Genomic DNA, 20,508 nt, shown 5'->3' on the forward strand with positions numbered 1-20,508 from the left:
TGTTTTGTTTGCGCCGAATTCAGTTCTGGCGCAGATCGACCGCCGGAGCGCCGCGTCCATCGAACAGTTGCAGCGGATTGGCCGGCAGGATGCTCGGGTGCTCGTCGTCACCGCCGCCCAGGACCCGAATGTCTCCGTACTTCTTGCCGGACAGCGCGGCCAGGCCAGCACGATCGCGGATCACGCTGGGACGCAGGAACACCATCAGGTTGCGTTTGATATGGGTGTCCTTGGTCGAGCGGAATAGCCGGCCGATCCAGGGGATATCACCGAGCAGCGGAATCCTCGAATCGGTCTGGGTGACATCGTCCTGGATTAGGCCGCCGAGCACGATGACCTGGCCATCTTCGGCGAGGATCGTGCTCTTGATCGAGCGCTTGTTGGTGATCAGATCGACGGCCTGGGCGGTCAGCGTGGCGCTGGGGGCGATCGAGGAAATTTCCTGCTCGATCTCCAGGCGCAGGGTGGCGCCATCGTTGATGTGTGGAGTGACCTTGAGCGTTACGCCGATGTCCTTGCGCTCGATGGTGTTGAACGGGTTGCTCGCGCCGTCGGTGGTGGTGGTGAACGAGCCGGTCTGGAATGGCACGTTCTGGCCGACCAGGATCTCGGCCTTCTGGTTGTCCAGGGTCAGTAGGCTCGGTGTGGAGAGCAGGTTGCTCTTGCTGTTGGCCGACAAGGCGGTGATCAGCGCGCCGAAGCTGTCGGTGCCGATGCCGACGATGGCGCCATCGGGCAGGTTGTTGAGGAGCGGGTTGTCGACGTCATTGCGGTCGTCTTGGATGGCCTGCAGTACCGAGCCGATGGAGAGCCCGGTATTGCCGAAGTTCACGCCACCCAGCCCGCCGGTGCTGCCGCGCGCATCGACCGCCCACTGCACGCCTAGGGCGTCGGTGATATCGCCGGAGACTTCGACGATGGCTGCCTCGACCATCACCTGGGCGCGCGGCACGTCGAGCTGGCGGACAATCTCTTCCAGCGTTGCCACGGTGTCCGGCTCGGCCAGTAGTACCAGGGCGTTAAGGCTTTCATCGGCGCGGATCAACAGTGTCTGCGGCTTGCCGGGGCCGCCACCGGCCGGCGCGGCGCCTTCGCCTTCCGGGGCCTTGAGACCTTCGGAAAGTTCGCTGAGCGTGGCGGCCAGGGCCTTGGCGTCGTTGTGGCGCAGGCGGATCACGCGGGTGTTGGCGGAGCGCGTGGTCGGCGTGTCCAGCGAGCGGGCCAGTCCAGCCAGTTTGGCGCGCGCGGCCGGTGGACCGATGAGGATTAGGCGGTTGGTTCGCGTGTCGGCCACCACTTGGGTGCCGCTGACACCCTTGGTTTGCCCCCGCGCCTGAGCGCTGTTCAGGGCGTCAGCCACGTCGGTGACCCAGCCGTACTTGAGGTCGACGACGCTGTAGTCGTGATCGCTTTTCTGGTCGAGCTGACGGATCAGGGTTTCGATGCGGGCAATGTTCGCGCTACGGTCGCTGATGATCAGCGCGTTGGCGGTCGTCACGGCGGCGAGGTGGCCGTATTGCGGGACCAGGGGGCGGATCAACGGAATCAGCTCGGTCACCGGGGTGTGCTGCACCTGGATCAGCCGGGTTTCCATGGTTTCCCCGCCCAGCCGTCCACCACCGGCTTCGGCCTTTGCCTCGGCGTTGGGCACGATGCGCGTCTGACCGCCCTGGGTGATCACGCTGAAGCCGTGGGTCGCCATCACCGAGAGAAACAGCTGGTACACCTCGGTCAGCGACAGCGGCGCTTTCGACACCACGCTGACCTGGCCCTTGACCCTGGGGTCGACGATGAAGGTTTCACCGGAAATGTCGGCGACCTGATCAACGAACTCGCGAATATCCGCGTCCTTCAGATTGATGGTCCAGCGTTCATCCTGCTGAGTACTGCTATTGCCCGTTGTCGCCGGATTGATGGCGGCGGAAGCGGCCAGCGGGGTGGCGAGCAGGCCGGCGGCGAGGAGGGCGAAGGTAAGGCGCGAGAAATGGGCTGGCATCGTTCAATCGCTTTCCGTAGGCGGTTCTGGGGGCGTTTCGCTAGGGGCTTCTTCGGCGGGCAGCGTGCCGGCCGCTTCCATCTGCTGGCGGAGAGATTCCATGCGTTCACGCAGCTCTGCGGCGTTTTCGTCCTGCAGGGCAGAGAGCTCGTCGGCAGTGCTGTCAGTTGGCGCGCTCGCGGCGGGGGGCGTACTGCGCCGGGTGGGGAAGGTCAGGGTTTCCAGGCGGCCCGCGCGCTCCAGCTCGACGCGATCGCGGTAGACACCGTGCAGACGCACGCCTGAATCGATCTCCGAACCCACGATAAAACGTTCTGGCTTGCTGCCTTCGCGCTGAATAATGGCGCTGGAATGTTGCGCATTGGCGTTGACGAAGCTGCCGCGCAAGGTCAGGCGCAAGTTGGTCGAGGGCGGCGGCGCGCTGCTTGCCGGGCCGCTGGCGCCGAACAGGCTGTCCAGATTTTCGAGTGCCCGCGTGGTGAGGGTGGCCGGTGCTGCGCTCTGCACTGTCGGTGCGTGGCGCAACAGGCGAATCCAGTCGGCGGTTTGCCAGGCCAGGCTGACGCTCATGGCGATGATCAGCAGCGCGCCAAGCAGCAGCGGTGCGTGTCGCCGGATCGAGAGCGTTCGGGGGGCGTTGGCCAAGGGTGTCACTCCATGATGTTTTCTTGTTATTGGGTGAATAAGGCCGATAAAGATCATAGCAGCAGCGCGACTCAAGCCAGCAACTGAAAATTCGGGTGGGTGTGCGTCGTAGAGCGTTGTGTTAAAGATAACCCCGCAGCAAAAAAACGCTGCTCAACGCATAACAACAAAAAATGCGGAACCGGGTCCTAAGCTTGTAAGAACAACTTGGCAGGCTGCCACGGTTACCCTTTGAAGGTCGCTTCGTATGATCGTTCCGCTCTCCCAGGCGCCGCTGCGCCGATTGCCTTTCAGTTTCGCCAAACGCCATGGTGTGGTCCTGGTCACCGAGTCCGGGCGGACCTGCCTGGCCCATCGCGCCACGGTGGAATTGACCGCCTTGGCCGAAGTCCAGCGCTTCGTCGGCAGTCGTCTACCGCTCCAACCGTTGTCCGCGGAGGCCTTCGAGCGTGCGTTGGGTCTGGCCTACCAACATGATTCGGCATCCATGCAGCTCGCCGAGGACATTGGCGGCAGCCTCGATCTGGCGGCTCTGGCCGAGCAGATTCCGGAGACCGAGGACCTGCTCGAGCAGGAGGATGACGCCCCTATCATTCGCCTGATCAACGCGATTCTCGGTGAGGCGATCAAGGAGAACGCCTCCGATATCCACTTGGAAACCTTTGAGAGGCGCCTAGTGGTGCGGTTTCGCGTGGATGGCATCCTGCGCGAAGTGCTCGAGCCGAAGCGTGAGTTGGCCGCACTGCTGGTCTCGCGGGTCAAGGTAATGGCCAAGCTCGATATCGCCGAGAAACGCGTGCCACAGGACGGGCGAATTTCCCTGCGGGTCGGTGGGCGCGAGGTGGATATTCGTGTGTCCACGCTGCCGTCGGCCAACGGTGAGCGCGTGGTGCTGCGTCTGCTCGACAAGCAGGCCGGGCGCCTGTCCCTGCAGCACCTCGGCATGTCGGCGCGCGACCGCGAACTGATGGAAGAAACCGTGCGCAAGCCACACGGCATCCTGCTGGTGACCGGGCCGACGGGCTCGGGCAAGACCACCACCCTGTACGCCAGCCTGGTCAGCCTCAACGACCGCACGCGCAACATCCTCACCGTCGAGGACCCGATCGAGTATCACCTGGAAGGCATCGGCCAGACCCAGGTCAACACCAAGGTCGACATGACCTTCGCACGCGGCCTGCGCGCTATCCTGCGCCAGGACCCGGACGTGGTGATGGTCGGCGAGATTCGCGACCGCGAGACCGCGGAAATCGCCGTGCAGGCCTCGCTTACCGGGCACCTGGTGCTGTCGACGCTGCACACCAACAGTGCGATCGGCGCGATCACCCGGCTGGTCGACATGGGTATCGAGCCGTTCCTGTTGTCTTCGTCGCTGCTCGGCGTGCTGGCCCAGCGCCTGGTCCGTGTGCTCTGCCCGCATTGCCGTGAAGCCTACGTGGCCGGCGAGACGGAGTGCCGCACGCTGGGCGTGGCGCCCGACGAGGCGCCGCAGCTCTACCACGCGCGGGGCTGCACGCAGTGCAACCAGCAGGGTTATCGCGGCCGTACCGGCATCTATGAGCTGGTGGTGTTCGACGATCGCATGCGCACACTGATCCACAACGCCGCCAGCGAGCAGGAAATGACCCGCCACGCGCGCAGCCATGGCCCGAGCATTCGCGAGGATGGGCGGCGCAAGGTGCTGGAGGGCGTGACCACGCTGGAAGAAGTGCTGCGCGTAACACGGGAAGAATAAATGGCCGCCTTCGAATACCTTGCACTGGACCCCGCCGGGCGCCAGCAGAAAGGCGTGCTGGAAGCCGATAGCGCGCGCCAGGTGCGGCAGTTGCTACGCGAGCGCCAACTGGCGCCGCTGGAAGTGAAACCTACGCGGGTCCGCGAGCCGGTCAGCAGTGGGGTTTTCCACTTTGCCCGCGGCTTGTCGGCTCGCGATCTGGCCTTGCTGACCCGTCAGTTGGCGACCCTGGTGCAAGCCGGCCTGCCGATCGAGGAAGCGGTACGCGCCGCGGCCGCACAGGCCAGTGCGCCGCGCGTGCAGTCGATGCTGCTGGCCGTGCGCGCCCGGGTGTTGGAAGGCCACAGCCTGGCCGCCAGTCTCAAGGAGTTTCCCGCCGCGTTTCCCGAGCTGTACCGCGCCACCGTGGCGGCCGGTGAGCACGCCGGTCACCTGGGTCCGGTCCTCGAGCAGCTCGCCGACTACACCGAGCAACGCCAGCAGTCGCGGCAGAAGGTACAGCTGGCGCTGCTCTATCCGCTGATCCTGATGGTCACCTCCCTGCTGATCGTCGGCTTCCTGCTCGGCTACGTGGTGCCTGACGTGGTCAAGGTGTTCATCGACTCGGGGCAGACCTTGCCGCTGCTCACCCGGGTGCTGATCGCCACCAGCGACCTGGTCAAGCACTGGGGCTGGCTGCTGCTCTTGCTGATCGTCGCGGCGGTGCTGGGTCTGCGCCAGGCGTTGCGCGACGACGGCGTGCGTCTGCGCTGGCACCGCTTCCTGCTGCATGTGCCGCTGGTGGGGCGGTTGATCCGCGCCACCGATTGCGCGCGCTTCGTTTCGACCCTGGCCATCCTCACACGCAGCGGCGTGCCGTTGGTCGAGGCGCTGAGCATCGCCGCCGAGGTGATTGCGAACCGGGTGATTCGCGCGCACGTTGTGGTGGTCGCGCAGAAGGTCCGCGAGGGCGGCAGTCTGACTCGCGCCCTGGAGGCCAGCGGCCAGTTCCCGCCGATGATGCTGCACATGATTGCCAGCGGTGAGCGCTCCGGCGAACTGGATCAGATGTTGGCCCGCACCGCACGCAACCAGGAAGGCGACCTGGCCGCGCAGGTGGCCCTGCTGGTCGGCCTGTTCGAGCCCTTCATGCTGGTATTCATGGGCGCCGTGGTGCTGGTCATCGTGCTGGCCATCCTGTTGCCGATTCTTTCTCTCAATCAACTGGTGGGGTAAGTCTGTGAAACGACGTCAAGGCGGCTTTACGCTGATCGAAATCATGGTAGTGGTGGTCATCCTCGGTATTCTCGCGGCCTTGGTGGTCCCGCAGGTGATGAGCCGCCCGGATCAGGCCAAAGTCACCGTCGCCAAGGGCGATATCAAGGGCGTCAGCGCGGCGCTGGACATGTACAAGCTGGACAACCACGTCTACCCGAGCACCCAGCAGGGTCTGGAGGCGCTGGTGCGTAAACCGTCGGGCAATCCGCAGGCGAAGAACTGGAACAAGGAAGGCTACCTGAAGAAGGTCCCGGTCGATCCGTGGGGCAATCCTTACCAGTACCTGGCACCGGGCAGCAAAGGTGCGTTCGACCTGTACTCGTTCGGCGCCGACGGCAAGGAAGGCGGCAGCGAGCTGGACGCCGATATCGGTAACTGGGACCTCTGAACAGCATGCGTCGCGCCGCGGGGTTTACCTTGATCGAGCTGCTGGTGGTCATGGTGATCATCGGTAGCCTCGCCGGCCTGGCGGTGCTCAGCACCGGGGTGGCCGGGCCGGCGCGCGAGTTGAACAACGAGGCCGAGCGGCTGGCCAGCCTGCTCGGCGTGCTTGCCGACGAGGCGGTGCTGGATAACCGCGAGTACGGTTTGTGGGTGACGCCGGAGGCCTATCAGGTGCTGCGCTACGAAGAGCGCAGTGGCGCCTGGCAGCCGCTGGACAAGCGCGAACACCGCTTGCCCGAGTGGGCCGAACTGAGCATCGAGCTGGATGGCCAGGCGCTGACGTTGCCAGGGCCGGTGGCCGATGACAGCGAGCAGAAGAAGTCCGCCGCGCTGGTGCCGCAATTGTTGATTCTCTCCAGTGGCGAATTCAGTCCGTTCCGCCTGCGCTTGGTCGAACGGCGCAGGGATGGCCTGCGGCTGCAGTTGTCCAGCGACGGCTTTAGTCTGCCCAAGGTCGAAGTGCTGGCCACGGGACGTGCCAGTTGAGGCGCGCGCGCGGCTTCACGCTGCTCGAGGTGCTGGTGGCGTTGGCGATCTTCGCTGTGGTCGCGGCCAGCGTGCTGGCGGCCAGTTCGCGCAGCCTGCAGGGTGCCGCGCGCCTGGAAGACAAGACCCTGGCGATGTGGATTGCCGACAACCAGCTCACTGAACTGCAGCTCGCGGCCAATCCACCGGCGGATGGCCGTAGCGAAGGTCAGGTGGAGTTCGCCGGGCGTCGCTGGCAGTGGCGTAGCCTGGTCGAGGCGACCAGCGAGCCGGAAATGCGCCGCGCGACCATCTGGGTTGCAGCGGGCGAACGCGGCGGCGACATCGTCGAGCGCGCCGTGGTGCATCTGAGCGGTTTTCTCGGGCGGCAACCATGAGGCAGCGCGGCTTCACCTTGCTGGAGTTGCTGATCGCCATCGCGATCTTCGCCCTGCTGGCGCTGGCCACCTATCGCATGCTCGACAGTGTGCTGCGCAGCGACGCCGCCACTCGCGTCCAGGAGCAACAACTGCGTGAGCTGACCCGTGCGATCGGCGCGTTCGAGCGCGACCTGCTGCAGGTGTTGGCGCGTCCGGTACGCGACGGCAACGGCGAGTCGCTGCCGGCGCTGACTGGCGTGGCGGGCGATAGCGCGCAGCTGGAATTTACTCGCGCCGGCTGGCGCAACCCGACCGGGCAATTGCGTTCGCAGGTGCAGCGGGTGCGCTGGCAGCTGAGCGGCGAGCAGTGGCAGAGGCGCTACTGGCTGGTGCTCGATCAGGCCCAGGACAGTCAGCCGCAGATGCAGCAGGTGCTCGACGGCGTCATCCACTTTTCCGTGCGCTACCTGGATGCGGAAAACCGCTGGCTGGACAGCTGGCCGCCCAGCGAAGGCACCAGTGAGGACAATCTGCGGCAGCTGCCGCGAGCGGTGGAGCTGACCCTGGAGCACCGCCGCTATGGCCAGCTGCGCCGGCTGCTGCGCCTGCCCGATGGCGCCAAGCCGGAGACCGTGGGCGAGCAGGCGGGCGAAGGCGAAGGGCCGGCCGACGGGCAGGTTGAGGGCGCGGCGGATGACGCTGCGGTTAGCCCGGAGGCTGCCCAATGAACCGTCAACGCGGGGTGGCGTTGATCACCGTGCTGCTCGTGGCGGCCGTGGTGACGGTGGTCTGCGCCGGCCTGATCGCCCGCCAGCAACTGGCCATCCGCAGCAGTGCCAATCAACTCAACGTGCGGCAGGCCTGGCAGTACGCTTTGGGCGGCGAGCGGTTGGCCGAAGCGGTGCTTGCTCGCGATCTGCGCCAGGGCGACCCGCGCCGCCCGGTGGACCACCTGGGCGAAGCCTGGGCGAAACCGCTCAGTAGCTTTGCCCTTGAGGAGGGTGGCGAGCTGCGCGTGCGCATCGAGGACCCCAGCGGGCGCTTCAACCTCAACAGCCTGCTGCACCAGCGCCAGGCCAACGTGCAGGCCGTGGCGCAGTTCCGCCGCCTGCTGTTGCGGCTGGAGATTGAGCAGCCCTACGCCGATCGGCTGGTCGACTGGCTGGATGCCGGTGAAGAACCGACCGGCAGCGAAGGCGCCGAGGACAATCAGTACCTGCTGGCGCAGCCGGCCTACCGCGCGGCGAACCGTGCGATCGCCGATGTTTCCGAATTGCGCCTGCTGCTGGGTATGCGCGAGAGCGACTACCGGCGCCTGCGCCCCTATGTGAGTGCACTGCCGGAAGCGGCGGGCCTGAACGTGAACACCGCCAGTGCGCTGGTGCTCTCGACCCTGGCCGATGGCCTGTCGGCCGGCGCTGCTGCGGAGCTGGTCGCGGCGCGCGGTGCACAGGGCTACCGGTCGATCGAGGAGTTTCTCGCGCAGCCAGCGCTGGCCGGGCTCGGCGTGAAGGCGCAGGGGCTGGCGGTCGGCAGCGACTATTTTCAAGTGATCTGCGAAGTCGCCCTGGACGAGCGCCGCCAGGTGTTGGTCAGCACGGTGCAACGTGACAGCGAGGGCAAAGTGCGGGTACTTGGCCGCGACCTCGGACAATCAGGATTGCCGCCGCAACCGGCGGAAAAGGAGGAGCCATGAGCCAGGGGTGCGTGTTTCTGCCACCAGCGGCCTGCCACGCCGTGGAGGCCGAACTCGGCGTGCATTACATCAGTGAGGGGCAGGTGCGCACAGCGACCTTCAGCGGCGCGTTGGCGCGGATGGCAGCGCCGTGGCGCTTGATCGTGCCGGTCGAAGCGGTCACCGCCTGCGCCGTTGCGCTGCCGACGCAGAAGGCGCGCTGGCTGCGTCAGGCGCTGCCATTTGCGGTGGAAGAGCTGCTCGCCGAAGACATCGAACAGTTCCATCTGGCGCTGGGCGGCACGCTGCCTGACGGTCGCAGCCGGGTGTTCGCCGTGCGTCGTGACTGGCTCAAGGCGTGGCTGGAGCTGTGTGGTGATCGGCCGCCGGCGGCGATTCAGGTGGATGCCGACCTGCTGCCAGAAGACGGCAGCCAGCTCTGCTGGCTGGACGGGCGCTGGCTGCTCGGCGGTGCAGGCAGCGCCCGCCTGGCACTCGCCAGCGAGGATTGGCCCGCCATCGCAGCCGCCTGCCCGGCGCCGCAGACGGTACGCGGCCCGCGCGATCAACCGGTGCTGCAGGGCGTGGACGCCCAGGTGGTGCTGGCCGACGCCCATGCCTGGCTGGCGGCGCAGCGGCCCAGCTGTGATCTGGCGCAGGCCGAGTTCGCAGTGCGCGAGGCGAGCGGGGCGTGGCGACGTTGGCGGCCGGTACTTGGCCTGCTGGGTCTGTGGTTGATCTTGCAGTGGGGCTTCAATCTCGCTCAGGCCTGGCACCTGCAACGCGAAGGCGACCGCTACGCGGCGGCCAGCGCGAGCCTGTACCGCGAGCTGTTCCCCGACGACACGCGGCTGGTCAACCTGCGCCATCAGTTCGATCAGCACCTCGCCGAGACCGGTGGCGGAGGGCAGGGGCGCCTGCTCGGTATGCTTGGTCAGGCGGTCGGCGCACTGGTTGCCGACGGCGCGCAGGTGCGCGTGCAGCAGCTGGATTTCAGTGAAAGCCGCGGCGATCTAGCCCTGCAGGTGCAGGCGCCGGGCTTCGACGCGCTGGAGCGTTTGCGCCAGCGCCTGCTCGAGGCGGGGCTGGCGGTGCAGTTGGGGTCGGCCAGTCGGGAAGATGGCGGTGTCAGTGCGCGCTTGGTGATTGGAGGCTAGATGATGACGATAAAGGGGTTGAGCGCGCCGCTTGCGGCACGCCTGGAGCACTCACCGTTGGCCAAGCGCTGGCAGGGGCTGGTGCCGCGCGAGCGGGTGGCCCTGGTGCTGCTCGGCGGCTTTGTGCTGCTGGTACTGCTTTACCTGCTGCTCTGGCGGCCGGCCGAGCAGGCGCGCAGTGGGGCGCGGCAGTATTTCGAGCAGCAGCGTGAACTGAGCGCTTATCTGCAGGCCCAGGCGCCGCTGGTGCGCAACGTGAAGGCTCGCCCGCAGGTGGCGCTCGATCCGGCGCAGCTGCAAGGCCTGGTCACCGCCAGCGCCAGCGAACAGGGCCTGGCGGTGGATCGACTGGATGGCGAAGGGGATGGCGGCGTACAGGTCAGCGTACAGCCGGCGCCCTTCGGCAGTTTACTGCGCTGGTTCGCCGCCCTGGAGGGGCAGGGCGTGCGCATCGACGAGGCCGGTCTGGACCGTGCCGACGACGGTCAGGTGGCCGCCCGGCTGACCCTGCGCGTCAATCCGTGATTCGTGCGCCGTACCGGGGCAGGGTGCGCCTGGTCGGCGCAATCATGGTGCTGGGTCACACCCGATTTTAGAAAATTTCCATGCAGGGTGTTGACTTAGGAGGGGCCCCTGCGTAAATTGCGCGCCTCGCAAGGCGAGGCTGATTAGCTCAGCTGGGAGAGCACCTGCATCACACGCAGGGGGTCGGCGGTTCGATCCCGTCATCAGCCACCAAACCTTGCTTCGGACGAAAGTCCGGCCGACGCGCAGCGGTAGTTCAGTCGGTTAGAATACCGGCCTGTCACGCCGGGGGTCGCGGGTTCGAGTCCCGTCCGCTGCGCCATATTTCCACACCTTTCGGGGTGTGAGGCCGCCAGGCGAAAGCCGAGTTGCCAGATGTTCCAGGTTTCACCGGACGCAAGTCCAACCGACGCGCAGCGGTAGTTCAGTCGGTTAGAATACCGGCCTGTCACGCCGGGGGTCGCGGGTTCGAGTCCCGTCCGCTGCGCCATATCGAAAGCCCTCAGATCGCAAGATCTGGGGGCTTTTTTTTGCCCGACATTTTTCCTTCATGCGGGATATTTACCCTGCCTGGCATAGTCTTTGTTACAGACCAATCGTCAGAGCAGGAGAACATGCGATGGATGACTACCAGGAAGAACTTCTCGACTTTCATGCCGACGAGCAGGACAGCGTCGAAGTGGCGGACGACGCCACCGAAATGTGATCAGCCGGCCTGACGCTGGATGCGGCGGAATTCGCCTGGCGTCTGCCCGCTCCAGCGCTTGAAGGCGCGCTGGAAGGCTTCCGCCGAAGCGAAACCGAGCAGGTAGGCGATCTCGCCGAAGGTCAGTTCGGTGTCGCGGATGTAGGCCATCGCCAGGTCGCGCCGCGTGTCATTGAGGATGCTGCGGAACTGCGTGCCTTCCTCGGTCAGCTTGCGGCGCAAGGTCCAGGTCGGCATCTGCAGGCGCGCGGCGACTTCTTCGAGGTCTGGCTCGCGGCCATGCAGCAGCGGGCCGAGCAGGTGCACGATGCGCTCGCGCAGGCTGCGGATACGCGTCAGCTGCACCAGTTCCGCTTCGCAGATCTGCAGCAGGTGCCGCCAGGTACTCGGGCAGTGTCCCGGATTGCGCAGGCTGAGGTTGGCCTGGTCGAGGCGCAACTGGTTGGCGGGCGCGCCGAATTCCACCGGGCAGCCGAACAGCTCGCCATAGCGTTCCGCATAGCTCGGCGCGGGAAACTCGATCATCACTCGTTCGATGCGCAGTTGCTCGCCGCTCAACGTCTTCAGTTGGCAGGCCCAGGCGGCGAGGACGGCATCGACCACGAAGCGGTTATAGCCGTTGTAGGGGCTGATCGAATAGAAGCGCAGCCAAGCGCCGCGGGCATCTTCCTCGAGGCTCGACTGACCTCGGTAGTTCTGCGCATAGAGTGGCTCGAAGCGGGTCAGGGCGCGTGCGGCCTCGCGCACGGTGGGCGCCTGCAGGGCGGTGACGCCGGCGAGGCCGAGACGGTTGATCGAGCTGAAGCCGCCGATGCGCAAGCCCAGCGCCGGATCGCCGGTCAACTGGATCGCCGCGTGGCCGAGGCGCATGTAGCGCGGAATCGACAGGCGGGCGCGTGGCTCGGCCAGGCGCGCAGCGTCGAGGCCGTACTGCTCGAGCAGCGGCAGCGGATCGAGCGCGTAGCTGCGCACGGCGTCGCCGAGGCTGTCGATGAAGCCGACCGCCAGATCGCCTAGGCGCACGCGGGCGGGTTTCATCACGCTACAGCCACAGGTTGAGCAGGCGCGCGCCGCGGCCTTCCGCGGCGAGGCGATGGTGCGTCGGCGTGGCCACCAGGCTCTGCCCGTCGCTACCCATGTCCCACAACTGGCCGCGCATGAACACCGTGATGCCCGCCTGTGCGCCACTGCCGGGTAGGCGGCCGGCCAGTGCCAGGCGCTGCCAGGCCTCGCCTTCGCTGAGTTCGCCGGGGTGCAGGGTGACATCCGCCGGTGTCGGCGCGCCGTTGTAGCCGCCCCAGGGTTTGCTCCAGTTGCCATTGCCGGTCAGGAAGGCCGGCACGGCGAGCAGTTGCGCGCCTTGCCGGGCGAGCTCCGCATACCCGGCGGGGTACCAGCTGTCGGCGCAGATCAGTACGCCGAGGCGGCCGGCCGGTGTGTCGACGACGTGCAGATTGTTGGCGCTCGCAGCGGCGGTAAAACCCTGTTCGTCGCGAATCGGGAACAGCTTGCGTTGCGGTTGGCCGAGCGGCTGGCCGTCGGCATCGAACACCAGGCTGATGTTGTACAGCGGGCCGCTGCCGATACGCAGGCGGCCATTCTCGACGCTTGGTTCGGGCAGCACGATGGAGCCGGCGACTAGGGTGACACCGAAGCGCTTGGCCAGGTCGCCGAACAGCCGCTGGTAGTCCTGTGCCATGCGCTTGGCCTTCATGCGGAACAGCGCGTCGGCCAGCCGATCGTCACCCTTCGCCGCCAACCAGGCCCGTGCCAGGCGCAGCGGGTTGCTGATCGCCATCCAGCTCATCGCTTCGCTGACGCTGGCGGCCTGATAGACCTCGGCCTTCTCGCCGGCGGCGACCAGCCAGGTGCCGACGTGCTCTGGCAGCACCACTACCGTCTTGGCGTTGAGCAGGCCTTCGCTGCGGGCCTTTTCCAGGTAGGCGTTGAGTTTCAGCTCCAGGCGTTCGCGACTCTGGTAGTCGCCGGCGAACAGCTCCGGCTGGATGCCCAGTAGGTTGCCGTGGTCGGCATTCTCGCCCTCATCGAGCGCGATCTCGCTGCGCAGGTCCGACAGGTAATGGCCGACCGGACGCATCTCGGTCCACAGGGCATAGCTGGCGAGGATGGCGAGACTGATTGTCAGGGCCAGGGTGCGAAGGAGTTTGCGCATGGGTGGGCTGCGTGGCGAATTCACGCCTAGGGTAGGAGGCTGCGTCAGGATTGCCAAGCGGTGCTGTAATTTTCGATCAGTAACTAGTGAGTTTGGATCATTGAGCGGGTCCGGTTGCGCCTCTATCGTCTGCCCCATAACTGACCGCGCCCGTCACGAGGCGGCGGCAATCCGTGAAACCTGCTTGCTGTGGAGTTCCCCCATGAGCGCTCGCTATCCGCACCTCCTTGCCCCCCTGGACCTCGGCTTCACCACCCTGAAGAACCGCACCCTGATGGGTTCGATGCACACCGGTCTGGAAGAGAAGCCGGATGGCTTCGAGCGCATGGCGGCCTACTTCGCCGAGCGCGCGCTGGGCGGCGTGGGGCTGATGGTCACTGGCGGCATCGGACCGAACGTCGAGGGCGGGGTGTATTCCGGCGCGGCCAAGCTGACCACGCCGGAAGAGGCGGAGAAGCACAAGATCGTCACCCGCGCGGTACATGAGGCGGACGGCAAGATCTGCATGCAGATCCTGCACGCCGGGCGCTATGCCTACAGCCCGAAATCGGTGGCGCCGAGCGCGATCCAGGCACCGATCAACCCGTTCAAGCCCAAGGAGCTGGACGAAGAGGGCATCGAAAAGCAGATCCAGGACTTCGTCACCTGCTCCTTGCTGGCTCAGCAAGCCGAGTACGACGGCGTCGAGATCATGGGGTCGGAAGGCTATTTCATTAACCAGTTCCTCGCCGCGCACACCAACCAGCGCACCGACCGCTGGGGTGGAAGCTACGAGAACCGCATGCGCCTGCCGGTGGAGATCGTCCGCCGCGTACGTGAGGCAGTTGGCGCGAACTTCATCATCATTTATCGCCTGTCGATGCTCGATCTGGTGGAAGGTGGCAGCACCTGGGACGAAATCGTCCTGCTGGCTAAGGCCATCGAGCAGGCCGGTGCGACCATCATCAACACCGGGATCGGCTGGCACGAAGCGCGTATTCCGACCATCGCCACCAAGGTGCCGCGCGCGGCCTTCACCAAGGTCACCGCCAAGCTGCGCGGGGAGATCGGTATTCCGCTGATCACCACCAACCGCATCAACACCCCGGAAGTCGCCGAGCAGGTGCTGGCCGAGGGTGACGCCGACATGGTGTCGATGGCGCGCCCATTCCTCGCCGACCCGGACTTCGTCAACAAGGCCGCGGAAGGCCGTGCCGACGAGATCAACACTTGCATAGGCTGCAACCAGGCCTGCCTGGACCACACCTTCGGCGGCAAGCTGACCAGCTGCCTGGTCAATCCGCGCGCTTGCCATGAAACCGAGCTGAACTACATCCCGACCACTCAAGTGAAGAAAGTCGCAGTAGTCGGCGCGGGCCCAGCGGGCCTGTCCGCAGCCACCGTGGCCGCCGAGCGTGGCCACAGCGTGACGTTGTTCGATGCCAGCGGCGAGATCGGCGGGCAGTTCAACGTCGCCAAGCGTGTGCCCGGCAAGGAAGAGTTCTACGAGACCCTGCGCTACTTCAAGCGCAAGCTGGAAACCACCGGCGTCGACGTGCGCCTCAACACCCGCGTGAGCGCCGACGAGCTGGCCAAGGGCGGCTACGACGAGATCATCCTCGCCACCGGCATCGTGCCGCGTACGCCGGCCATCCCGGGGATCGAGCACGGCAAGGTGATCAGCTACCTGGACGCCATCCTGCAGCGCAAGCCGGTCGGCCAGCGCGTGGCGGTGATCGGCGCCGGCGGCATCGGTTTCGACGTCTCCGAGTTCATCACCCATCAGGGCGAAGCTAGCAGCCAGAGCCGCGAGGCGTTCTGGAAGGAGTGGGGCATCGACACCGGCCTGGAGGCCCGTGGCGGTATCGCCGGGATCAAGGCGCAAGTGCACCCGGCGGCCCGCGAGGTGTTCCTGCTGCAGCGCAAGAAGTCCAAGGTCGGCGACGGTCTGGGCAAGACCACCGGCTGGATCCATCGCACTGGCTTGAAGAACAAGGACGTGCAGATGCTCAACTCGGTCGAATACCTCAAGGTTGACGACGCTGGCCTGCATATCCGCGTCGCCGAAGGCGAGCCGCAAGTGCTGCCGGTCGACACCATCGTCGTGTGCGCCGGCCAGGACCCGCTGCGCGAGCTGCATGACGGGCTGCTCGCCGCCGGCCAGAACGTGCACCTCATCGGTGGCGCGGACGTGGCCGCCGAGCTCGACGCCAAGCGCGCAATCAACCAGGGTTCACGCCTCGCCGCGCAACTCTGAAGTCCCGACGCCCCGCCTCGTGCGGGGCGTTGTCTTTGATGGCCAGAACAACAAGGAGAACTCCTATGTCATCGATCAATTCGCTGCTGCAGCCGGCCGCAGCCGAAACGCTGGCGCAATGGCACCGCATGGTCGCCGCCGGTGACCTGAGCAAGCTGCCGGAACTGCTCGACCCTGCGGCGGTGTTCCGTTCGCCGATGGCGCATACCGCCTACCCCGGTGGGCAGACCGTCAACCTGATCCTCAACACCGTGCTGCAGGTGTTCGAGGACTTCACCTATCATCGCGAGCTGGCAACCGCAGACGGGCTCAACGTGGTCCTGGAGTTCAGCGCCAAAGTGGCGTCGCGGGAGCTCAAAGGCATCGACATGATTCGCTTCGACGAGACCGGCAAGATTGTCGAGTTCGAGGTCATGGTCCGCCCGATGAGCGGCCTGCAGGCGCTCGGCGAGGAAATGGGTCGGCGCCTGGCGCCGTTCCTCGCCGCCAAGTCGCGCTGATTCCCTCCAAGCGCGTCACAGTTCGTCGTCTCGTCGTGGTGATACTCAGGCGCCACGGCGGGCGACTGCCAACCCAGTCACATTGCCCGCCTTCCTTTTTCCCCTAGACTTAGCCCAACCACGGCCTGGCGCCTGATCCGCCGCCGTTGGACAGCTTCCGCACTCCGAGATGAGGGCGGCCGGGGGAGGGGATTCGATGAGCATGCAGAACAAGCCGCAGATGGTAGAGGCCGTGATGTTCTTCACTGAACGCGGTGTCTGCAAAGAAATGCTCTTTCCCGAGTTCGAGGCATTGCTCGACGGCATCGTCAACATGCCCGAGTTCGCCGATCAGCAGATGCGCGCGGTCTACGCGCTGATCAACCCCCGCCTGATGGTCCGCGCGGCGGTGTTCTTCTACCTCGATTTCGATGAAGACGGGCGCCCCGACAGCGGCTGGAACATCCCGCTGCGCCACCTCGCCGAGCGCTCCGGTCGCGGCCCCGACATGGGCGCCGGGCCGATCCGGCTGGCCTGCCGCAGCCAATGCCCGGTGTCCTGGCACCAGATGCACCTCTGGGATCCGAATCTGGCGCCCGGTCAGAATGATCTGGTTTTGCTGCGCGATGCGGTCAAGCGCAATCAGCTTGGCCTGTTGGTCGAGGAAGAGGGCGCCCCTGCGGTCGCACCGGAGCGCCTACAGGTCGCCTCCGAAGACAAATGGTATGCCCCGGACCCGGCCAAGGAAGGTGCTGAGCAACTGGCCGCGAAGATGGACCAGGAGCACCGGCTGAAAACCGCGCAACTCATCAAGCAGCAGCGCCTGCGCATCAGCAGCCTTGGGCGGCAGCACGAAGAGGAGCTGGCGCGCTTCAAGCTGGCCGGCGAGGAGCAGCGCAAAACGCTGCTGGCGGAAACCCATGCGTTGCGCCAGACCCTGCGTCAGCAGGAGGGCCTGAACGCCACACTCAAGCAGCAGTTGAACGAGCAGGCGGACAGCTTCCAGAAAAATCGCGAGGAAATGACCAACCAACTGCGCGCCCTCGAGCGCCACAGCCGCGCCGAGGCCGACATCTTGCGTTCGCAGTTCGACAACGAGCTGAAGGCGAAGATTGCCGCCGCGGTGGTTGAGTTGCGCGAGCAAATTGCCATTCGCGATGTCGAGCTGGCCTACCGCAACGAGCTGGACAACCAGATGCAGCAGGAGCTCGAGCGCCTCAAGCGCGAGCGCGACGAGTCGATCGGGCAAAGTGGTGATCAGGTGCTCGAACGCTTAGCGCGGCTCGGCGTGGTCTTCGTGGTCTATCACCCGGGTGCCGGGCACCTGACCATTCCGCTGCAGGACGTCGCGCGCTATCAGGAAAATCCGCTGGCCTACGCCGCCGCCAAGTGCTTCGTCTCGGAAGAGCAGTATCGTCAGTGGCTCGAGCACTATCAGAGTCCGCTGTGCGAGGCGGCGCTGCCCGGTGGCGAGCGTTGTGCCATACCACTCGAGCGGGTGGAGGCGCCAAGCCGCTTCGTTCTCGGCGACTCCAACTGCTGCGCACGCCACAAGACCACCAGTCGCCTGCGCACCGTCAGCTAGACCTTGCCGCTCGTAGTTCCCCAGTGGTCGCCGTGGGCGCCGCTCCAGTCGCTGAAGCTTGCATGGTTGCAGCAGTACGGCATCGAGGTCGCCGTGCTGCGCCTGGACCTGATCGATGCGCAGGTTTCCGGCAACAAGTGGTTCAAGCTCGTCGAGTACCTGCGTGAAGCGGCTGAGCGCGGTGCCGAGGGGCTGATCAGCTTGGGCGGCGCGCACTCCAATCATCTGCATGCCTTGGCCGCCGCCGGTCGGCGCTTCGGCTTTCCTACCGTCGGCCTGCTCCGTGGCAATCCCCAGGACACGCCCACCGTCAGCGATTTGCAGGCCTGCGGTATGCAGCTGCACTGGTTGGGCTATGGCGGTTATCGCGCACGTCATGAGGCTGACTTCTGGGTACCTTGGGGGCAACTCTATCCGCAACTGCATCCAGTGCCGGAAGGTGGCGGCGGCCTGCTTGGCGCGCTGGGCTGCATGACCTTGCTGGACATGGTCAAGGCCCAGCTCGGCGAGCTGGGTTGGGACGACTATCACGGCTGGTGGATGGGCGTCGGCACCGGGACCACACTGGCCGGGCTGGTGCTGGCGGAAGACGGTCAACACCCGGTGTATGGCGCGCAGGCGGTGCCTGCTGACCACGGTGTCGTCGAGCAGGTGCGCGCCGTCCTGGCTGAGGCTGAGCGGCCCGACCTGGGCTATCTGCTGATCGATGCCTGTCGTGGTGGTTTCGCCAAGGTCGACGCCGAGCTGGTGGCGTTCATGCGCGCGGCCGAGATCGAAGCGCAGCTGCCGTTGGAGCCGCTGTACACCGCCAAGGCGCTGATTGCATTGCGCCAGCATGTTGAGGCCGGCTATTTTGCCGCCGGTAGCCGATTGATCTTCGTTCACACCGGGGGCCTGCAAGGCCGTGCCGCATCGCTTGCAGCACTGCGCGAGCCACCGGGTCCTGTAGGGATGCCAAGCCGTTGATGAGCGCCCCCCTGAGTTTCGAGCAACTGCGCGGTTTGACGCCGCTCGATGCACTGTCCGAGCAGCAGTGGCGCGAACTGCGCGGCCAGTTGGTGCCGCAGCCGCTGCTGGCCGGGCAGTTGCTGTGTCGTCTGGGAGACCAGACACGGGTCAGCTATTTCTTGCTGGCCGGTACGTTGCTGCTGCGCAGTGCCGACGGCCGCGAGATTCGCCTTGTGGCCGGCAGCCGCGCCAGCTGTCACCCGCTGTCGCCCAGCCTGCCGCGCCAGCACGAGGTCCGTGCGCTCAGCGATGCGAGCGTGCTGGCGATCGACAGCGCAGAGCTGGACCGTCTGCTGACCTGGCGACAAGTCTGCGCCAACCTGCTGCTGGAGCTGGCGGGGGAGGCCGATGGTGATGGCTGGCTGGAGGCGTTGCTGCAGAATCCGCTGTTTGCCAAGGTGCCGGCGGCAAATGTCCGCGCCATGCTCGAACGTCTGCAGCCGATGGAGTTGCCGGCGGGGGCGGCGGTCGTCCGCGAGGGTGAGGTTGGAGACTGCTGCTATTTCCTCCGTCGCGGCCGTGCGCAGGTGATGCGCGGTGCCAACGGCGATCGGCAAGTGCTGGCGGAGCTGGAGATGGGCGCCTGTTTCGGCGAGGAGGCGCTGTTGTCCGGCAGTGTGCGTAACGCCAGCGTAACCCTGCTCGAGGCGGGTTGCGTGATGCGCCTCGATCGCCAGGATTTCCTTGCCCTGCTCAAGGCGCCGGTGGTGGCCGAAGTGGGGCTGGGTGAGGCGGCTCGCCTGCTCTCCAACGGAGCGCAGTGGCTGGATGTGCGCCTGCAGGAGGAGTACGAGCGTGGTCATGCCCTGGAGGCGTTGAACATGCCGTTGCACCTACTGCGCCTGAAGTCGCGCTTGCTGGATTCTGCGCGTACCTACCTGTGCTACTGCGACAGCGGCAAGCGCAGCGCCAGCGCGGCCTTCCTGCTCTCGCAGCAGGGCTTTACCAGCTATGTGCTGCGCGATGGCGTCGACGCATTGCCGGCGGTGCAGCGCGACGCCTTGCTGTGCGACAGCGGCGCCGGCTATCTGGCCCGCTCCGGTGGGCGGGTCGACCGTAGCCGCTGAGTAGCCCGCATCAGTGCGGCCAGCTGTCGCGCACCAGGAACAGCCGCTCCGCTTCCCGCCAGTCATCGCCGTCGGCTTCGAGGCGCACCAGCAGTTGCGCTGGCGCTTGCGGCTCCAGCGCCTCCAGCCAACTGGCGATCTGCGCTTCGTCCCACAGTTGCCCTGCTTCGAGGCGTGCCGGCGCCAGCCAGGCCGGCCGCGGCAGCGGCATCCAGTGGCCGGCGTGCGCGGCCTGATAGGCCGGCCAGGCGTGCCGGTGTAGCCAGCGGCCGCGCAAATGCTGGGGATCGACGATCGGCGGCACGACGCACGGCTCCGGCCAGGCATAGAACAAATAACCAGCCATCCACAGCGCAGCTCGGGCCTGTGTCGCGCCGACTTCTCTGAGCGCCGCCTGCGCCTGCGGGTGCGCCGATAGCGCCAGCTGACGTTCGCTCAAGTGCGTGAGCTTGAGATCGAGCCGGTCGTGGCTGCCGGGACCGAGCCAGTAGCGCGGGTTGGCTGCCGCGTGGCTGCCGAGGCCGAGATAGAGCTTGATCGCCAGCTCGATGTGGTGGACGCCCTCGCCGTCGCGCAGTAGCAGGTCCAACTCGCCGAGGGTATGGCCTTCCTGGCGGATCGGCAGGTTGGTGGCGAGCACCTCGATATCCGGCGCCGCCTGCACGGCGAACTGCCAGAGACGCTCGTAGTAGAGCCCGAGACGCCGTTCAGGGTGTTCGGCGAGCCAGCGTTCCAGGGCCTGCGCGTCGCCGTCCAGGGCGCGCAGCCAGTCGGCCAGCAGCCCCGGCTGGCGCGCCCAACTTGTGGCGTGCAGTGGGTGGCGCTGCGGTTTGGGCGTGATGGCGAGCAGCGGCGGGGCGGTCAGCACCCAGGCAAGGTCGCGCACCTGCGGGTGGCGCAGGTGCAGGGGCAGGTCGGCAAGTGCGCTGAAGGGCGTCATGCTGCGAGCATAGCGGGTGTGGCTGCTGGTTTGCC

At 66.2% G+C, this 20,508-nt stretch carries 19 protein-coding genes and 3 tRNA genes; 17 read left to right on the forward strand and 5 right to left on the reverse strand.

What is annotated here, in order from left to right; genetic code table 11:
• Positions 1 to 19 precede the first annotated feature (19 nt).
• Both gspD and JQX08_RS09200 read right to left on the reverse strand, forming a co-directional pair.
• Positions 20 to 1,996, reverse strand: a complete 1,977-nt coding sequence (gene gspD / locus JQX08_RS09195; protein WP_205348063.1) for a type II secretion system secretin GspD — start codon at positions 1,994 to 1,996, stop codon at positions 20 to 22.
• 3 nt (positions 1,997 to 1,999) lie between these two features.
• Positions 2,000 to 2,641: a type II secretion system protein N gene (locus JQX08_RS09200; protein ID WP_239482051.1), complete on the reverse strand. Its 642-nt coding sequence runs from the start codon at positions 2,639 to 2,641 to the stop codon at positions 2,000 to 2,002.
• 247 nt (positions 2,642 to 2,888) lie between these two features.
• Here JQX08_RS09200 and gspE point away from each other — a divergent pair, with 247 nt between their 5' ends.
• From gspE to JQX08_RS09260, 12 genes are all read left to right on the forward strand, one after another.
• Entirely contained in the window at positions 2,889 to 4,376 is a 1,488-nt protein-coding gene (gene gspE, locus JQX08_RS09205; RefSeq protein WP_205348065.1) for a type II secretion system ATPase GspE, read from the forward strand.
• Positions 4,377 to 5,591 (forward strand): GspF family T2SS innner membrane protein variant XcpS, encoded by a 1,215-nt coding sequence (xcpS, locus tag JQX08_RS09210; protein ID WP_205348066.1) that lies wholly within the window; start codon positions 4,377 to 4,379, stop codon positions 5,589 to 5,591.
• Positions 5,575 to 6,021 carry a type II secretion system major pseudopilin GspG gene (gene gspG, locus JQX08_RS09215; RefSeq protein ID WP_346727587.1) on the forward strand — a complete coding sequence of 149 codons (447 nt, stop codon included), beginning with the start codon at positions 5,575 to 5,577 and terminating at the stop codon, positions 6,019 to 6,021. The genes xcpS and gspG overlap by 17 nt, the downstream gene beginning before the upstream one ends.
• 5 nt (positions 6,022 to 6,026) lie before the next feature.
• Entirely contained in the window at positions 6,027 to 6,563 is a 537-nt protein-coding gene (gene gspH / locus JQX08_RS09220) for a type II secretion system minor pseudopilin GspH (protein WP_205348068.1), read from the forward strand.
• Entirely contained in the window at positions 6,560 to 6,940 is a 381-nt protein-coding gene (gspI, locus tag JQX08_RS09225; protein WP_205348069.1) for a type II secretion system minor pseudopilin GspI, read from the forward strand. Before gspH ends, gspI begins: the two co-directional genes overlap by 4 nt.
• Positions 6,937 to 7,650 (forward strand): type II secretion system minor pseudopilin GspJ, encoded by a 714-nt coding sequence (gene gspJ, locus JQX08_RS09230; RefSeq protein ID WP_205348070.1) that lies wholly within the window; start codon positions 6,937 to 6,939, stop codon positions 7,648 to 7,650. Before gspI ends, gspJ begins: the two co-directional genes overlap by 4 nt.
• A complete protein-coding gene (gene gspK, locus JQX08_RS09235; protein ID WP_205348071.1) occupies positions 7,647 to 8,618 on the forward strand; it encodes a type II secretion system minor pseudopilin GspK in 972 nt (323 codons plus the stop codon). Before gspJ ends, gspK begins: the two co-directional genes overlap by 4 nt.
• Positions 8,615 to 9,754, forward strand: a complete 1,140-nt coding sequence (gspL, locus tag JQX08_RS09240) for a type II secretion system protein GspL (protein WP_205348072.1) — start codon at positions 8,615 to 8,617, stop codon at positions 9,752 to 9,754. Before gspK ends, gspL begins: the two co-directional genes overlap by 4 nt.
• Positions 9,755 to 10,279, forward strand: coding sequence for a type II secretion system protein M (locus JQX08_RS09245; protein WP_205348073.1), 525 nt, complete (start codon positions 9,755 to 9,757; stop codon positions 10,277 to 10,279). It begins immediately after the preceding gene.
• A 137-nt stretch (positions 10,280 to 10,416) separates the two neighbouring features.
• A tRNA-Val gene (locus tag JQX08_RS09250) sits at positions 10,417 to 10,492 on the forward strand.
• A 32-nt stretch (positions 10,493 to 10,524) separates the two neighbouring features.
• Positions 10,525 to 10,601 (forward strand) — tRNA-Asp (locus tag JQX08_RS09255).
• Between the two features lie 91 nt (positions 10,602 to 10,692).
• A tRNA-Asp gene (locus JQX08_RS09260) sits at positions 10,693 to 10,769 on the forward strand.
• A 216-nt stretch (positions 10,770 to 10,985) separates the two neighbouring features.
• Here JQX08_RS09260 and JQX08_RS09265 read toward each other — a convergent pair.
• On the reverse strand, positions 10,986 to 12,023 hold the full coding sequence (locus JQX08_RS09265) for an AraC family transcriptional regulator (RefSeq protein ID WP_205348074.1): 1,038 nt from the start codon (positions 12,021 to 12,023) through the stop codon (positions 10,986 to 10,988).
• A 4-nt stretch (positions 12,024 to 12,027) separates the two neighbouring features.
• On the reverse strand, positions 12,028 to 13,158 hold the full coding sequence (locus JQX08_RS09270) for a carbon-nitrogen hydrolase family protein (RefSeq protein WP_205348075.1): 1,131 nt from the start codon (positions 13,156 to 13,158) through the stop codon (positions 12,028 to 12,030).
• A gap of 202 nt (positions 13,159 to 13,360) precedes the next feature.
• Between JQX08_RS09270 and JQX08_RS09275 the strand changes: the two genes are divergently transcribed.
• The 5 genes from JQX08_RS09275 (at position 13,361) to JQX08_RS09295 (ending at position 19,533) form a co-directional block, all read left to right on the forward strand.
• Entirely contained in the window at positions 13,361 to 15,394 is a 2,034-nt protein-coding gene (locus tag JQX08_RS09275) for an NADPH-dependent 2,4-dienoyl-CoA reductase (RefSeq protein WP_205348076.1), read from the forward strand.
• A gap of 65 nt (positions 15,395 to 15,459) precedes the next feature.
• Positions 15,460 to 15,894: a nuclear transport factor 2 family protein gene (locus JQX08_RS09280; protein ID WP_205348077.1), complete on the forward strand. Its 435-nt coding sequence runs from the start codon at positions 15,460 to 15,462 to the stop codon at positions 15,892 to 15,894.
• 196 nt (positions 15,895 to 16,090) lie between these two features.
• A complete protein-coding gene (locus JQX08_RS09285) occupies positions 16,091 to 17,458 on the forward strand; it encodes a chromosome partitioning protein ParA (protein WP_205348078.1) in 1,368 nt (455 codons plus the stop codon).
• 3 nt (positions 17,459 to 17,461) lie between these two features.
• A complete protein-coding gene (locus tag JQX08_RS09290; RefSeq protein WP_205348079.1) occupies positions 17,462 to 18,424 on the forward strand; it encodes a 1-aminocyclopropane-1-carboxylate deaminase/D-cysteine desulfhydrase in 963 nt (320 codons plus the stop codon).
• Positions 18,424 to 19,533, forward strand: coding sequence for a cyclic nucleotide-binding domain-containing protein (locus JQX08_RS09295; protein WP_205348080.1), 1,110 nt, complete (start codon positions 18,424 to 18,426; stop codon positions 19,531 to 19,533). The genes JQX08_RS09290 and JQX08_RS09295 overlap by 1 nt, the downstream gene beginning before the upstream one ends.
• 10 nt (positions 19,534 to 19,543) lie before the next feature.
• On the opposite strand, the gene JQX08_RS09300 is transcribed toward JQX08_RS09295, so the two are convergent.
• Positions 19,544 to 20,473, reverse strand: coding sequence for a DUF1853 family protein (locus JQX08_RS09300; protein ID WP_239482052.1), 930 nt, complete (start codon positions 20,471 to 20,473; stop codon positions 19,544 to 19,546).
• Positions 20,474 to 20,508: the final 35 nt, after the last annotated feature.

The sequence above is a fragment of the Zestomonas insulae genome, assembly GCF_016901015.1.
In the GTDB taxonomy this organism is placed as follows: Bacteria; Pseudomonadota; Gammaproteobacteria; order Pseudomonadales; family Pseudomonadaceae; genus Aquipseudomonas; species Aquipseudomonas insulae.

What these genes read in the sequence shown, in the direction of transcription:
- gspD (WP_205348063.1), bottom strand. Translation starts at nt 1,996, where the DNA reads ATGCCAGCCCATTTCTCGCGCCTTACCTTCGCCCTCCTCGCCGCCGGC.
- gspE (WP_205348065.1), top strand. Translation starts at nt 2,889, where the DNA reads ATGATCGTTCCGCTCTCCCAGGCGCCGCTGCGCCGATTGCCTTTCAGT.
- xcpS (WP_205348066.1), top strand. Translation starts at nt 4,377, where the DNA reads ATGGCCGCCTTCGAATACCTTGCACTGGACCCCGCCGGGCGCCAGCAG.
- gspH (WP_205348068.1), top strand. Translation starts at nt 6,027, where the DNA reads ATGCGTCGCGCCGCGGGGTTTACCTTGATCGAGCTGCTGGTGGTCATG.
- gspJ (WP_205348070.1), top strand. Translation starts at nt 6,937, where the DNA reads ATGAGGCAGCGCGGCTTCACCTTGCTGGAGTTGCTGATCGCCATCGCG.
- gspK (WP_205348071.1), top strand. Translation starts at nt 7,647, where the DNA reads ATGAACCGTCAACGCGGGGTGGCGTTGATCACCGTGCTGCTCGTGGCG.
- gspL (WP_205348072.1), top strand. Translation starts at nt 8,615, where the DNA reads ATGAGCCAGGGGTGCGTGTTTCTGCCACCAGCGGCCTGCCACGCCGTG.
- JQX08_RS09245 (WP_205348073.1), top strand. Translation starts at nt 9,755, where the DNA reads ATGATGACGATAAAGGGGTTGAGCGCGCCGCTTGCGGCACGCCTGGAG.
- JQX08_RS09265 (WP_205348074.1), bottom strand. Translation starts at nt 12,023, where the DNA reads ATGAAACCCGCCCGCGTGCGCCTAGGCGATCTGGCGGTCGGCTTCATC.
- JQX08_RS09270 (WP_205348075.1), bottom strand. Translation starts at nt 13,158, where the DNA reads ATGCGCAAACTCCTTCGCACCCTGGCCCTGACAATCAGTCTCGCCATC.
- JQX08_RS09275 (WP_205348076.1), top strand. Translation starts at nt 13,361, where the DNA reads ATGAGCGCTCGCTATCCGCACCTCCTTGCCCCCCTGGACCTCGGCTTC.
- JQX08_RS09280 (WP_205348077.1), top strand. Translation starts at nt 15,460, where the DNA reads ATGTCATCGATCAATTCGCTGCTGCAGCCGGCCGCAGCCGAAACGCTG.
- JQX08_RS09285 (WP_205348078.1), top strand. Translation starts at nt 16,091, where the DNA reads ATGAGCATGCAGAACAAGCCGCAGATGGTAGAGGCCGTGATGTTCTTC.
- JQX08_RS09295 (WP_205348080.1), top strand. Translation starts at nt 18,424, where the DNA reads ATGAGCGCCCCCCTGAGTTTCGAGCAACTGCGCGGTTTGACGCCGCTC.
- JQX08_RS09300 (WP_239482052.1), bottom strand. Translation starts at nt 20,473, where the DNA reads ATGACGCCCTTCAGCGCACTTGCCGACCTGCCCCTGCACCTGCGCCAC.